Annotated in this window: 8 protein-coding genes; 1 reads left to right on the top strand and 7 read right to left on the bottom strand. The window is 30.5% G+C overall.

Translation table 11 applies throughout. The features are described from left to right. Positions 1-5: 5 nt before the first annotated feature. The 7 genes from ACKTTC_RS18205 to ACKTTC_RS18175 form a co-directional block, all read right to left on the bottom strand. Complete coding sequence (locus ACKTTC_RS18205) at positions 6-1,700, bottom strand: hypothetical protein (protein ID WP_408041290.1); 1,695 nt, start codon at positions 1,698-1,700, stop codon at positions 6-8. 104 nt (positions 1,701-1,804) lie between these two features. Next, complete coding sequence (locus ACKTTC_RS18200) at positions 1,805-8,860, bottom strand: hypothetical protein (RefSeq protein WP_408041289.1); 7,056 nt, start codon at positions 8,858-8,860, stop codon at positions 1,805-1,807. A 197-nt stretch (positions 8,861-9,057) separates the two neighbouring features. Then, positions 9,058-10,929 carry a hypothetical protein gene (locus ACKTTC_RS18195; RefSeq protein WP_408041288.1) on the bottom strand — a complete coding sequence of 624 codons (1,872 nt, stop codon included), beginning with the start codon at positions 10,927-10,929 and terminating at the stop codon, positions 9,058-9,060. A gap of 403 nt (positions 10,930-11,332) precedes the next feature. After that, a complete protein-coding gene (locus tag ACKTTC_RS18190; RefSeq protein WP_408041287.1) occupies positions 11,333-12,247 on the bottom strand; it encodes a bifunctional metallophosphatase/5'-nucleotidase in 915 nt (304 codons plus the stop codon). Further along, a complete protein-coding gene (locus ACKTTC_RS18185) occupies positions 12,247-12,996 on the bottom strand; it encodes a 5'-nucleotidase C-terminal domain-containing protein (protein ID WP_408041286.1) in 750 nt (249 codons plus the stop codon). Before ACKTTC_RS18185 ends, ACKTTC_RS18190 begins: the two co-directional genes overlap by 1 nt. Before the next feature lie 275 nt (positions 12,997-13,271). Beyond that, positions 13,272-13,811, bottom strand: a complete 540-nt coding sequence (locus ACKTTC_RS18180; protein ID WP_408041285.1) for a dihydrofolate reductase family protein — start codon at positions 13,809-13,811, stop codon at positions 13,272-13,274. Positions 13,812-13,881: 70 nt separating this feature from the next. Then, positions 13,882-14,631 (bottom strand): helix-turn-helix domain-containing protein, encoded by a 750-nt coding sequence (locus ACKTTC_RS18175; RefSeq protein WP_408041284.1) that lies wholly within the window; start codon positions 14,629-14,631, stop codon positions 13,882-13,884. A 303-nt stretch (positions 14,632-14,934) separates the two neighbouring features. Between ACKTTC_RS18175 and ACKTTC_RS18170 the strand changes: the two genes are divergently transcribed. Continuing rightward, positions 14,935-15,729, top strand: coding sequence for a hypothetical protein (locus ACKTTC_RS18170; protein WP_408041283.1), 795 nt, complete (start codon positions 14,935-14,937; stop codon positions 15,727-15,729). Positions 15,730-15,745: the final 16 nt, after the last annotated feature.

Genomic DNA, 15,745 nt, shown 5'->3' with positions numbered 1-15,745 from the left:
TCTGATTATCTTTTTCCAATAATTGTTAATACAGTTATAGCATCAGTTTTAGCATCACCACCAGAACTTCTAACTAGGTATTCAACTTTTCCTTGAGCTAGAGAAGTAATTTGAGCATTTCTAGTTTTTGAAGTTGAAGCAAGACATGTTATGGTTACTGCAGGAATACTTGAAAAGTGATTCGAATAATTTACGGTATATATGTTTCCGCTTAAAGAAGCTGTGATACCTGATGAGCTGGTAACATTGGAATTTAAAGAGCCATCGGTATCTACGATGACCGAAATGATTTCTACATTGTTTGCTGCACCTGCAGCTCTAAGATCATCTCCGTCTTGATCTATGACTACATTTCCATCAGTTGAAATGTTTTCCTCAACTTTTAACTCTCCATTCACTTGTAAGTAATCATTATCAAACTCACCGTAAATTAAATTTCTAATATGTAATTGATTAGAAAATGTACCACCAGCTCCTGCTGCTGTTCCGATCAATACATTAGAGTCTCCGTTTAAATTATATCCAGCAAAGTATCCGATAACAACATTACTATCTCCAGATTGAGCACCTTCTGCGGCTTGATATCCAATAATTACATTTCTTCTTTCAAGGTTTGAAAGATTGCTTGTATTATCATAAGTACCAAAAATTTGGTTTTCAGAAGGTGATGTTAATATTCCATTAAGTTGAAAATTTCCTCCTAAAGTTAAATCTCCAGAAGTAGTTATATTTCCGTTATTATCAATTTGCAACCCTTCATTTCCTCCATCATTAGACAACCAATTACCGTTCAATAACATGTTGTTTCCTAAAGTCAAAGTTCCTGAAGATGTTATATTACCATTAGTATCGAACTGTAATCCTTCATCGCCGCCATCATTATTAATCCAATTATCACTTAATTTAATATTACCTGTAAGCTCTACAGTTCCATTATCTAATATCTTGATACCTTCGTTGTCTCCATCATTTGATAACCAATTGTCATTTAATTGTAGATTTCCACCTAAAGAAACTTTACCAGATGTGTTTATATTTCCATTGGTGTCAAATTGAATTCCTTTATTATCTGTTCCGTCTCCATTAATCCAATGTGTATCTAGGTTTATATTACTCCCCAAGAATAATTTGTGCGAGGTGGTTACTCTTCCTCCAGAATTTATTAATAACCCTTCATCATCGCCATCATTAGAAAGCCATTTTCCATCGGTTTTAATATTTTCAGTTAACGTATGATCTCCTAAATTGTCTCCATTTTCTACATATTTAGCTTGTAGTGCGTACGGAACACTTAGTAACTGAGTGGTTCCCATACTTACATACGTTGTTCCTCCAGTAATATCAATACTTACTTCTAAAAAATAACTGTCAGCAGACCAATCAATACTTGAAAAATCATCTAAACTAGTTCCTTGACCTACAACTAAATTGAAAACTCCATACTCGTTTGTTGTTGGGGTATGTGTTTCTGTATAGACTATTGTTCCAGTAGCTGTTGTTTGATGTAATGTAAACTGTACTCCAATAGAAGTACTTGACAATACATTTCCTGAAGCATCTCTAACGACAGATTGATAGTTAAACCCTTCTGGAGTTTGTGAATAAGTGATTAGTGAAAAAAGAAAAAGGAATAAAAACGTACCAAGTCTTTTTATACAAATCGAATTAAAATTGTTACGTGAGTCTTTTTTAAATTTCATGTGTAGGGTGTGTTATTTATATTCTTTATACTAGATTTTAATATTCTGGTAAAACCATGGTGCAATACTATTTGATTTCAGTGTTTTGTGAAAAAGTGACTGATTTAAAATTGCTGCCCTTTACCTATGTTTTGTAAGATGAAGCTGAGATCTGTATTTTGAGTTTGACCATTCATATCTGTATCGAAAATGCTATAACCAGCTTTGCCTAATTCTTTAGTAATTGTATTTAGGTCGGCATTTTGAATTTGATGATTTTCATCTATATCTCCCACAGGAATTGCATAAAAACCATTGCCCAAGTTTTCCAAGGCTCCAGTGCCACCTTGAACATTTTCTGTTTTAGTGAAATCTAGCGTAATCCCCATTTCGCTTAGATATTGCACAGTGTCGTAAGCTACAGTTAAATGATTTCTATGGGCAATGGCGATATAATAATTGTCTTGAAGTGCAGTTATTTGTACGTCTGAAATACCATCAACCCCTACAATGGTTCCATCTCTTAATAACAAAGCAGATTGTTGGTATAGCGTTTCAGTGATATCATTCGAATTTCTTAATTGAATTTCTATCCAGTCTACTACTGCTTTTGCTCCAGTAGTTGTAAATACAGTTGCTTCGCATGAAATGGCATCTGTATAGGGACTGGTTGTTGGAAGAATTGTACCAATTCGTAAATCATCACGCATTAGCGTTTCTTCGCCAGTATTTGGATTTATAAATGCACCTTGTAAAAATACTTTTGCAGTTAATTCTACAGTACAGTTAGTATCGCTAAAATTGGTAGTGGCATCTTTGTTTGTCCAGTTTGTCGTACTATAATTAGCATCATCAACTAGTACGCAAGTTAGATTAGTGTTATTTTCTATTTCAAAGGTTGTAACATTAGTGTTGTTACCATTTTTTACATTTAAATTACTTAAGCTTGTATCGTGTGCCCAAAGTTTTTCTAAATTGGTTTGATTACTTAGATCTAAGGTTCTAATTCCTGTATCGTTTACACGTAGCGTTTCGATTTTTGTATTGTTAGTTACATCTAACGATGAAATATTTGTTTCATCTACACGTAATGATCTTAATTCAGGATTATTTGAAAGATCTATTGAGGATAGAGATGTTCTGTAAGCTGAAAGTATTCTCAATTCTGTATGAATACTCAAATCTAATGTTGATACACCAGAGCTGTATGTATATAATTCTCTTATTTCAAGATTATTGCTCAAATCTAAAGTAGTTAACCCACCATTTCCTTGTACCCATAAGTCTCTCAAATCTGGATTGTTAGATACATCTAATGAAGTAATGCTATTTGATCCAATGTTTAAATTTCTTAAAACAACATTTTTAGAAACATCTATTGATGATAAACTATTACTATTAATATATAAATGCTGCAATAATAAGTTTTGACTCATGTCTAACGTAGTAAAATTATTACCTCTGGCATTTAATGTTACCAATGCAGTGAAATCTTCAATCCCTGTTAATTCGTTAATTCCAAGATCATTTACGGTTAATGATGTTACAGTTTCAATTAGTACTGTTGGTACTTGTCCATCACCTGAAATATCATCTAATCCTAAAGCTTCTAATCTAGCCTCAAAAATTGGATCTGGAATAGCTGTATATTCACAATAGGTATCACTGAAATGTGTTGTAGCATCTACAAGCGTCCAGTTGGTTGTACTCCAAGCAGCATTGTCAACTAAAACGCAGGTTAAATTAGGGTTATTCTTAACATTAAATAGATATGAAGCAATATTGGTGTTATTTCCATTTTGAATTTTTAAAGAACTTAAATTACCATCATTAGCAACTAGTACGGTTAAAGCTGCTTGATTACTCAAATCTAACGTTTGTACACTTGTATTATCCATACGAACTTCTGTAAGAGCAGTATTGTTAGATACATTTAATTCAGTAACACTGGTATTACTCATACGTAATAATTCTAGTGCAGTATTCGTAGATAAATCTACAGATGCCATTGGAGAATCATAAACCTCAAGCCTTTTTAAAAGTGTATTATTTGTTGTATTTAATCCTGTAATATTAGTTTCAGAACAATCAACTTCTTCTAAAAGAGTATTGTTACTGATATCAACATTCGGTAGGTTAACATTTCTTTGTAAATACAATAGCTTTAAAGCTGTATTGTTCGATAGATTAATTGTAGTAAGATTATTAGAAAAAAGATATAAAGTTTCTAATAATACATTATTTGATAAATCTACAGTAGTTAGATTATTTTGAGAGGCATTAAAATAGTCTAATTGTAGATTTTTACTAATATCTAGAGTTGTAAGGTTGTTTCTTCTACAATTTAAATAAGTTAAAGCTATAAAATCTTCAATTCCTGTCAAATTATTTATATTCTTATTGTCTACAGTTAAAGTAGTAAGTACTTCTATTAATCCGCTTGGTACTTGTCCATCTCCAGAAATATCATCATAACCTAAGGCTTCTAAGGCTGTTTCAAAATTTGCATCAGGAACAGCAGTATAGCGACAATACGTGTTAGTAAAACTTGTGGTACCATCTATATTTGTCCAGTTGGTAGTACTCCAACTAGGATCATCAACGATAATACACGCTAAAGAAGAATTTCCTGTTGCTATAAAATCTGCATTAGGCATATTAATATTATTACCGTTTTTTAAGTTTAAATACTTCAGATTGTTATTTTCACATTCTAATCGTACCAAAGCTGGATTGTTTGATACATCTAAACTGGTAAAATTATTATCAGCGATTCTTAATTGTCTTAATAATGGTAAATTAGAAACATCTATACTATTAAAATTAACACGCTCTACAACTATAACTTCTAATAGTGGATTTTGAGAAACATCTAATCCATTTAACAAGGTATCTTGAAAGTATAAAAACTTCACATTAGTATTGTTGCTTATATCTATACTTGTTAAGTTGGAGCAACCTCTTAAATTAATCGTTTCTAAAAGAGGGTTATTAGAAACATCTACACTTGTGAATAAATTATCTCTTAAATTGATGAACGTTAAGTTAGCATTTTGACTCAAATCTATTGTTGACAATTGATTATAACGTCCTTCTATTGAAGTTAGGTTTGAAATTGTACCTAAATTTAAAGTGGTAATGTTGTTGTTGTCAAAATTTAAAGTTTGAAGATTTGTGTTATTACTTAGGTCTAAACTAGTCAATAGATTGGTGTTTACATTTAAATCTACAAGTGCTGTAAAATCTTCAATACCTGTTAAATTTGCTATATTTTGGTTACTTATATCTAGTGTGGTTATTACTTCAATTAAAGCTGTTGGTACTTGACCATCTGCAGCAATATCATCATAACCTAAACTGTTTAGTCGTGTTTCAAAATTAGCATCTGGAATAGTAGTATATCTACAAAAAGTATCGCTAAAAGCCATCCCAACATCTACATTCGTCCAATTAGTAGTACTATACGTTGCGTCATCTACAACAACACAGTTCAGGTTTGGTGTACCATCAGCATGAAACTGAGTGAAGTTCGTATTGTTTCCATTTTTTACATTAAGATAGTTTATAGGTGTATTATCAACGTATACATGTATTAAACTAGTTTGAATAGATAAATCTAATGATTGAATGTTAGAGTCACTTGCTCTTATAATTCTTAAATTAGGGGTGTTACTTAAATCTAATACTGAAATCCCTGTATTATTTATTCTAAGGTCATCTAATTGAGATAGATTAGAAACATCCAAAGTTGTTAAAGCATTATTATTATATATTTCTACTTTTTCTAAAAGAGGATTATTACTAAAATCATAACTCGTAACATCTGTATTGTATGCTTTTAGAGTAACTAAGCTAGGATTATTACTTGTGTCTAAAGCTGTAATGTCATTATACAAAACATCTAATCGCTTCAATAAGGTATTATTAGATATATCTAATACCGTTAAATCATTTGCTCCAATTATTAGTGTTTCTAAATCTACATTTTGTGAAATATCTATACTAGTAATGCTATTAGCATTAGCTGTTAAATCTATTAATGCAATAAAGTCTTCTATTCCTGTTAAATCTGAAATATTCTTATTACTAACATTTAAAACTGTTATAACTTCAATTAATGCGGTTGGTACTTGTCCATCACCTGAAATATCATCATAACCTAAGGCTTCTAAGGCTGCTTCAAAATTAGCATCTGGAATTGCCGTATAATTACAATAGGTATTACTAAATGTTGAGGTTGCGTCAATATTTGTCCAATTGGTTGTACTGTAAGTAGCATCATCTACTAAAATACAAGGAACAGGAGTTCCAGAAGTATTGAATCCAGTAATACTTGTATTAGCTCCATTTTTAATATTTAAACTTGTTAATGTGGTTATATCATGAGCAATTAAATTTGTTAAGCCAGTATTTAATGATAAATCTAATTCTGATAAATCTGTGTATGCAACATCTAATGTGGCTAAATTGGTATTTGAGCTCACGTCTATTGATGTAATGTCTGAATCCCATAAATCTAGGAAACTTAGGTTAGGATTATTACTTGTATCTACTGTTACTAAATCACAACTTGTACAAGCAAAACGTGTTAATGCTGTATTAGCCGATATATCTATAGACGTTCCTGTATATTGTCTAATTCTAAAATCTTCTAGAGCAGTATTATTACTGACATCTATAGTATTAAAAATATTTCCATTAGCAGCCCATAATATTCTTAAGTTAACTAAACTTGATACATCTAAAGATGTTAAGTTATTGTATTGTAATTTTAATGACTCTAAGGCTACAAAATCATTAATTCCTGTTAAATCAGAAATGTTTTGATTGTTTAATTCAAGTGTGGTAATAACTTCAATTAAAGCTGTTGGCACTTGTCCGTCACCTAAAAGGTCATCATAACCCAAAGTATTTAAAGCCGCTTCAAAATTAGCATCTGGTATTTGTGTATATCGACATCCATCATCACTAAATACCATTCCAGAACTTATTTGAGTCCAATTAGTGGTACTATATGCTTTATCATCTACATTAATACAAAATAATCCAGAATTAGAACGAACATCAAAAGTTGTCATATTCGTATTATTCCCGTTTTTAATGTCTAAAGAAGTTAAGCTGTTGTTTCTAGCATCTAGTTGTACTAATGCAGTATTGCTAGTTAAATCTAATGAAGTTAAATTATTGTTATATGCTATTAAAACTTCTAAAACTGTATTAGTACTTAAATCTAAAGTAGCAATTGAATTAAAATTACATGTTAATTCTCTAAGTAATGGGTTATTACTAAGATTCAATACTGCTATGTCATCATTAGCAGAAACATCTAATACTTCTAATAATGGATTGTTTGTTACGTCAATTTCATCCAATCGACTACTGTCACTAATAAATGTTTTTAATTGTGCATTATTTGATAGATCTATACTTTCAAGAGGATTAACTCTACAATTTAGATATTCTAAGGCAAGAAAATCTTGAATTCCTGTCACGTCAGAAATTGATCCGTTCGAAACATCTAAAGAAGTTACCACTTCAATAAGGGCTGTTGGCACTTGTCCATCTCCAGAAATATCATCATATCCTAAGGCTTCTAAAGCAGCTTCAAAATTTGCATCTGGAATTGCTGTATAGGGAGCTTGATTTACAGATATAGTTCCTAAATCTAAAATACATGAACCAGAATTATATTTTGCTTTAAGATTATACGAACCTATTCCAAGGTTTGTAATTTCACCAGTTAAGGCATCATCATTAAATGTATATGGGTAAGTTGTTCCGCCATCAATACTAAACTGAATTTCGGTACGTGTAGCTTCATCAGTAAAATTAAGTTTTATAGTTGCATTATTTTGACCAATAAATGCTGTTGTAACTTCCGAAACCGAAGCAGTTGGAGTTATTGTACTCGCTAGAGATACAAGATGAATTGCACCAGAATTTGAAGGTAAATCATCTTCATTTTGACCTATAAGTAGATAAGGATAAGAAACTGCTACAGCTCTGTTTGAAAATTCATCCCATCCGCCACCAGAAGTTAGTTTAGTTAATTGAGACCAAGTATTAGCACCATTATCTTTAAATATGTAAACAGCATCAGTGCTGTTTGACCCATTTCCAAAAGTTCCGACATATAAAAAACCATTATCTATTACCACATCAGTTCCAAAACGTTGGTCATTATAACTGTCCTTATCATCATTCTGAACCATTACTCTGTTCGCTTCTAAATAATCACCATTTATATCGGCTTTATAAACGAAAACTCTTCCTTGATCAGCTGCAGCTGTAGAAGATACTTCAAAATTATATGCGCCAATAGCTAAATAATCTCCTTGAACACTTATTGCGCTACCAAAATATTCTGACGTTTCTGTACCTCTTAACCTGTGTGTTCGTGACCAAGATCCATCATTAGCTTGATCCCATATTTGTACTGATCCAGCAGAAGCATTACCTACAGAAGAATAATCAGCAGGTCCACCAACATAAGCACGACCATTTTTAACCAAAACATCATAACCAAATCTTGCCCCTGAATATCCAGACTGTACTTGAGGTTCTAATTTAGTTTCTGTATATGTAAATGTTCCTGTTCCATCATTTTCATATAAATAAGCACATCCCCCTACACAACCATTTCTAGCTCCAACAAGAATTAAGTTTCCTTCAATAGAAACGGATTCTCCAAAACGATCTCCAGAACTTCCGTCACTAGGTTTAAATACAGCTACTTCAGTCCAAGTATTAGAACCATTGTATTCAAATAAATAAGCCGCTCCTGTATCTACTGCTGATGCATTGGTTTGTGATCTAGCACCAACAACTAAGTAATTACCCTGTAAAGCAACACTAGAACCAAAATTATCGCCTGCAAAACCATCACTTGCTGTTAATATAGTTTGTTGTGTCCAATTTCCTGAGTCATCGTTAATATATACATATACTTTCCCTGCTGATGCTCCATTACTGCGAGATACCGTAACAGCAATATTGCCATCTATGGCTACCCGTTCTCCAAATCTATAGTTAGAAGTAGCGTCAGTTGCTTTAATTTTTGTGCCACCAACTTCAGTTGTGGTAAATGTTCCTGTAAATTTAGTTTCGTCAAAAAGGCATGTAGTTTGACTATAACTAAACAGAGTTAATAACAGAGTAATTAAAAGTATCCTTTTCTTCATGATCGTTTTAGGAATTTGAATTTAAACACAATGCAATACTATTTCATTTTTGAGTTCAGAAAAAGAAAATGCAGGGTGCAAAAAAGGGTGCAAAAAAATAAACCCCTTATTTTACAAGGGGTTTGAGACGGTTTTTTATGTTTCTGTTATAACTTAGGAAGTAATAAAATTTCGAGTTTTAATTGAATATATAGCTTTTAAAGAGTGCGGATATAATCGTCTAAAGAATCGTCTTTAGAGAGTTGTAACTTCTTTTTTAATCGAAAACGAGTCGATTTTATAGCATCCATACTCGTCTTTCTTAAATTGGCTATTTCTTTTCTTGAGAGTCCAATTTTTATAAAAGAGCATACTTCAATATCGGTTTTTGTTAATGTAGGATGTTGCTGTTTTAGTGCTTTTAAAAACTCATAATTTAAGGTTTCAATATTCTTTTTTAGTACCAAAATTTTAGAATCTTCTAGTTTATCAGCTTTTAAATCGGCAATAATACTTCTAAGTGTAATACCTTCAGTTTCATTAGAGAGTTTTTGAAGGTTTTCTGCAATACGTTCCTTAGATTTTATATGTTGAATAGTTTCAGAAAGAAGACCATTTATTTCTTCTGATTTTGTTGCGATTTTATTGTTTAATAATAAATTTTGATAGGCTTGCTCCTTTATTTTTTGCTGATGCCTGTAGTAGAAAAAACTAATGGCAATAAGAAAAAAGATAATAATGCCTGCAAATTGATAATTACGTCTCGTAACTACTAACGCTTTATCAGATTCGAGTTTTTCAATTTCTGCATCTTGTTTAATTAACTCTCGTAAACGTCTTTCTGTTTCGTACTCAGTTTGATAATATAAAAAAGCATTGGTTTTTTGATTAGTGTAAATAGAGTCTTTAATCTTTGTATTGATTTTATAAAGTTTTAAAGCATCTTTAAATTGTCCTCTTTGGCTGTAGATATCAGCTAATTTTTGTCTAGATTTTAATTCGACATCTGTATTGGTTTTCCCACCATTATGAAATAGCAATTTTTCTAAAATAGGAAGTAAACTTTTAGTATCTTCAATAGCAGCATAGTAATTTGCTTTCACATTTAATACATCCGTTTCAATATAGCTAGGAAGTTGTTTCGAACTTGCAAATTCATCTAGTTGTTGCAATAGGATTTTCGCTTTGGTTAAGTCGTTGGTATTAATTGCATATTGTAATTCATTTACCAAAATAAAAGTTGAATAATAACCTTGCCAAGACTCATCTAAATCTTCATTTGTGATTTTCGTTAATTTGTCTAATGCTTCTCTTACTTTATCGAATCGTTTTTGCTTGCTATATGCATTTATTTTTAGGCCTAATAATGATGCATTTGCATTGAAGTCTTTATTTGCTTTGGCTTTTTTAATTAAACGATCATTTTCTTCGATGCTTTTTTCCAAAAAACCATTTACATTATATAAGGATATTAATTCCGATCCAGCTCTTAATGCGTATCCATGATCACCTAGTTTTTCGTATAAATTAGAGGCTGTTTTATAGCTGTTTACAGCATCCACAAATTCATTTAAATCTGTACTAACTTGTGCACTAAAAAATAACGCATCAGCAGCAAAAATAGAATCGCCACTTTTTATAAAAAGATCATAAGATTTTTTATAATCTTCATTGGCTTTTGTGAATTTTTCTTCAGTAAAATAAATAGCAGCTCTTTTTAAGAGTAAATGTGCTTCAGAATCTAATTTTTTGAATTGAGAAGTATAGCTTAATAAAGAGTCAGATAATGCTTTTGCTTCTTTTAGTTTACCATTGTATATGTAGTATTGTATTAGAAAACGAGATTTTGATGCCATTAAATCATACTCTTTTAAACTACTTGCCAGTTTTATATATTCCTTCAAATAGTTTTCTTTCTCTTTACTATTGCTTTTAATTAACTCTTTTGTTAAAGTATTTAGAATAGTTAATTGAGAAAGACTATCGGTAGTTTTTTCTAGAATATTTTTTAAAGAATCTATTTTGTTTTGTGTATGGCCTGAATAGAAAAAAAGAATTAAGAATAAATATGGTAACAGTCGTTTTAGCATTAACCTTACGTTTTAAATTATCAATTAATGTGCATTCGATTTCATAAATTTAACAATCTAATTCAAATAAAACGAATGTATTCGTTTAAAGAATTGTTTGTTATTCGTAAAACATTTTGTTCTAAACGAACCAAAGCTATATCCTTACTTTGTGTCTACGAATAAAAAGAAATGAAAAGAAAAACACTTATTTGATAAGTAAGACATATTATTTTATAAAAAGTTTAAACAAGATTAATAATTTATATTGATGAAGTCTCGGTTAGATTTGGAGAGAAATTCTTTTTTCTTTTGTAAGGGTTTGATATAGAGTTGTAATGTAAAGTAAAATAAGCTATTGCATCAAAAAATACAACAGCTTATTTTATGTATATGGTTAATGATTTTTAAAGTGTTTTATGAATTACACTAAAATAGTAGTTCCTTCTGAAGTTTTGTTATTGTTTTCATCGAAGTAAAAATCAATTCTACCTACATTAATTCCATAGGCTCCTACTTGATTTACCAGCATGTTTTTTCCTTCCACGTTTTTTACGATAGTTGGTTTTGGTAAAAATGTATGGGTATGACCTCCAATAATTAAATCGATATTTTTAGTAACCTTAGCTAAGTTTAAATCCGATATTTTATCAGGGTTATTTTTATAATAATATCCTAAGTGCGATAAACAAATAATTAAATCACATTTTTGTTCGTTCTTCAATTCATCAGTTATTTGTTGTGTAATTTCTATAGGATCAAGATACTTTGTTTCTTTGTACATCTTTTTGTCTACCAATCCTGCTAATTCAACACCCAAACCAAAAATCCCTATTTTAATTCCATCTTTTACAATGATTTTATAAGGTTTTACATGTGTGTCTAAAACAGTGTTCTTAAAATCGTAATTAGCGGAAACAAAATCAAACTTAGCGTTAGGTAATTGTTTATACAAACCATCTATAGAATTGTCAAAATCATGATTTCCAATAGTGGCAACATCATATTTCAACATGCTCATAAGTTTGAATTCCAGGGCACCTCCAAAAAAGTTGAAATACGGAGTTCCTTGAAAAATATCTCCAGCATCTAGTAATAAAGTATTTGGATTTTCTTGTCGTACTTGCTCAACTAAAGTAGCACGTCTAGCGACTCCACCTTTATTTGCATATCTATTATGATTTGGCTCAAAAGGTTCTATATGACTATGCGTATCATTAGTGTGTAAAATGGTAATATGACGCTTTTGTTTTCCAATAAAAGAAGGTAATGTTAATCCTCCAACCATGGCAAATGCAGAAGCACCTCCTACTTGTTTTATAAAATTTCTTCTTTTCATTATTTTAGTATTACACGGTTGTCAATAGTAGTTTGAATAGTATCCACCTTTTTCAAATAATGAATAATGGCGTCTCTAACTTTATAATCTAACTTCGTTAATTTTACTGGGTCTTTAAAGAAAACCATCTTATCGCCTCCACTTTGTAAATAATCTGAAGTTAAAACAGTATAGTTTTTAGTTTCATCAAAAGTGTCTCCATGTATTTTTAAATCATACTTATTATCATTAATAATTAAAGAAATGCTTTTTGATAATGGATGTGCTTTTTTATTTTTTATGAAATAATGAATTAATTCGTTTATTTTTTTTCCCGTTAGTTCAACAACAACCAATTCATTTTCAAAAGGCATTAATTTAAAAGCAGAAGCTTTTGTAATGTTTCCTTTAGGTATTGTTGCGCGAATTCCACCATAATTAAACAATGCAAAATCAATAGACTTGTTTGTTATTTCTTTAAAAATAGGATTCGCCATGTCAAAAGTCATATCAGCCATTAAATTTCCTAAAGAACTTTGCATGTCGCCATCATTCTTCACTAAATCTTTTGCTGTATAACTTAAAATTTCTTGCATTTCTGCTGCTAACTTTTCTTTATAAGGGGCAACCATGCTATCTATTGCTGCAGCAGAAGTAATAGTACTGTCTATAGCAATAGTTTTGGCTGTTATTTTAGTAAGATCTGTTTTTGTTTTCTTACATGAAGTAAATACAAGAAAAAAACAAAGCAAATAATAGGATAGTTTCATCTGTGTAATTTTTAACCGATGTTTGTTTGAGGTACGAATCTACAACTTTAGCTTGTAAAAAGTTATTGAATCAAATAAATTCAATTGTTAAAAAAATGTTTCTAAATTTAATTACCTTTTTTATCAAAAATTAATAGTGTAGTTATATGAAAGGAGATGCAATTTTAATACAGCTTAGTTATGTTAATTTCTAACAAACAAATAATGTTTTGCTTTGTAAGAATAACCTCTTTTAGAAGTAGGAATTGTATGGTTAAGTAATATATAAACCTGTTTTATCTCTTTCGTTTATAACTCGTTTGTGTTATTTGAGTTAAATAAGTTTTCACGCCAGTTAATTCAAACTCTAATTTATCAGAAAGTTCTCCAAACAAAGGAATTCCGCTGCCAAGCAATACAGGAATCTTAGAGATAATAAGTTCATCAATTAAATCTTCTTTAAGGAAGTTTTGTATTACAGTACCACCATCAATATATAATCTATGAAAACCTTTTTTGTGAATTTGATCTAAAACTTCAGTTAATGATCCTTTAACTAAAAAAACTTTTTCTTTATGGCTATGAGAAATCTCTGTTAGTTTATTGCTTAAAACAAAAACAGGTTTGTTGTACGGCCATGGAATATCAAAACTCAATACCGTTTCATATGTTGTTCGTCCCATTACAAGAGCGTCAATTCCTTTTATGAAATTTAAATATCCAGTATCTTCATTGTTTGGATTAGGTATAGAGTGTAGCCAATCTATTCCACCATTTTTATCTGCAATATATCCGTCTAAACTTGTGGCTATAAAAACTTTATTTGTTGTATGCATAATCAAGAATTAAATAAATTAAAGTGCAAATGTCATATAGTTTGTGAACATAAAATTGTACAGAATTTACCTAGTGCGTTTTTATATGTTTTTTAGGACTGTAGCCGCAAAACTTTTTAAAGGTTCTAATAAAATGAGACTGATCGTAAAATCCAGAATGTAATGCTATTTCAGTCAGTTTTGTTGAAGTGTTATTTTCTATTAGTTGGATTGACTGATTTACTTTTTTTAACTGAAAATATTCATTGGGTGTGAGTAAGTAATGTCTTTTAAATTTCTGTATAAAACTCTTTTGGGTAATTGAGATTGAAGAATTAAAATCTCTCATTGCGCTATTTTGTATATTCATTGAAGAGGTGAAGTTTTCAAATTTAATCAAATCGGAATCTATTTGGTGTTTTGAAAATATAGCAAGTAAGCTTAACTCCAATTTTTCAAAATTAGGAATTACTCGATCAAAAATTATCTCATAAATAATCTCAGAAATCTGTTCAAAAGCTTGAGTTCCCAAATTGTTTAAAAGTATACCAAAGCAAAAAGGTTTAAGTAATAAACCAACACATTTATAATTACCAGATACTTTAGTATGAAAAGGTGTTGTTTTTAATCCAGAGATTACTTGATTAACTGAGTTGGTGTTGAAATTCTTTACATTTTCACCTTCAACTTCAAAAGTATCACCATAATTAAAAATTAATTCGGTGAATAAAGGTGCGTAATGACTCGATTCTATATGTAGGTCAGAGGCTTGACCAACCCAAATAAGATCTACAAATTGATAAAGTGAACTGGTAGGTATATATGTTTTTGTGGAAATCAAACCTTTTGAATATTACTTTCAATATTAAAGATACATAAATCTTATAGGAGTTTTAAAATAGTACAAATACGTATCAGAACAAAAACTTTTAGAGAAACGTTCACGTCTGTTGAGTCTTTATAAACTGCTGTAAGAAGAGTTAATAGTTGCTTTTATTAGTCCAGATAACTGAAACTCGGACTAATTCCTTCATTAAGGGATAATATTTTTCTAAGTTTTAAGATAATTTAGAATAATGGTAAACATCAGTGCTAAAGAGAAGCTCAGGTGTTTAGTTAAATAATCCAATTTTAAAATATGAATATGTTGAAAACAAAAGTAATTTTGAAACAAGTAGTATTACTAAGCTTAGGAGTTTTTTTATCCTGTACTTCGTGTAGTAATAACAATGAACCTCCTGCTGCTACAGTAGCGACGGACTGTGATTTTAATACATTAACTGTAACTTCCACTGAAAGTTATGCTTTTAATACTCCATTTGATGCACAATTCTCGCAAAGTTCACGATGGAATTCTAATGCAGAAATTACTGTAGTTAATGAAAAAGGAGAATTAACAGCAACAGACAATTCTTCTATTTTGGAAGCATGGAAATTGTTTAGAAAACAAATGCCTTATAATAAATCTTGGGAGGTAGCTGTTGATGTAAATATTCCATTATATTGGAATTCTAATGGAGGAAATCAAGCACAAGTAGGTTTTGGTGTTTTTGCTGGTAAACCAGTAGCAAGTGGGCAGTCTTCTAAAGTATATGAATGCAATATGGCGGCTATTAACGGTGGTATGCGATTTGTTCAAGCGCAATTAGTTGCTAATAGGTTGGGAGAAGATCCAATTGATGTTCAGTTTAAAGAATTAGCACAATCTAAAGAATCTGCAAGGTTGAAAATTCAATTTTGCTCCTCAAATAAAACCTTAAGTCTGTTTATTGATAATACAATTGTAGGTAAAGGACAAGCTATTAATGCTAACGGAATTGATAATTGGAGTTTAACCGATAATGATGTGATAGATGTTGGAATTATGGGGTTTGCAGAGAATACAACTATCTCATCAAACAAACCTACATTAGATAATTTCGAATATAAAATTTATTAAGAATAAGAGTATAAAG

The organism is Tenacibaculum amylolyticum (genome assembly GCF_964511145.1).
GTDB classification, from domain to species: domain Bacteria; phylum Bacteroidota; class Bacteroidia; order Flavobacteriales; family Flavobacteriaceae; genus Polaribacter; species Polaribacter amylolyticum.
The sequence above is the reverse complement of the archived record's forward strand: the minus strand, read 5'-3'. Positions and strand labels throughout refer to the sequence as shown.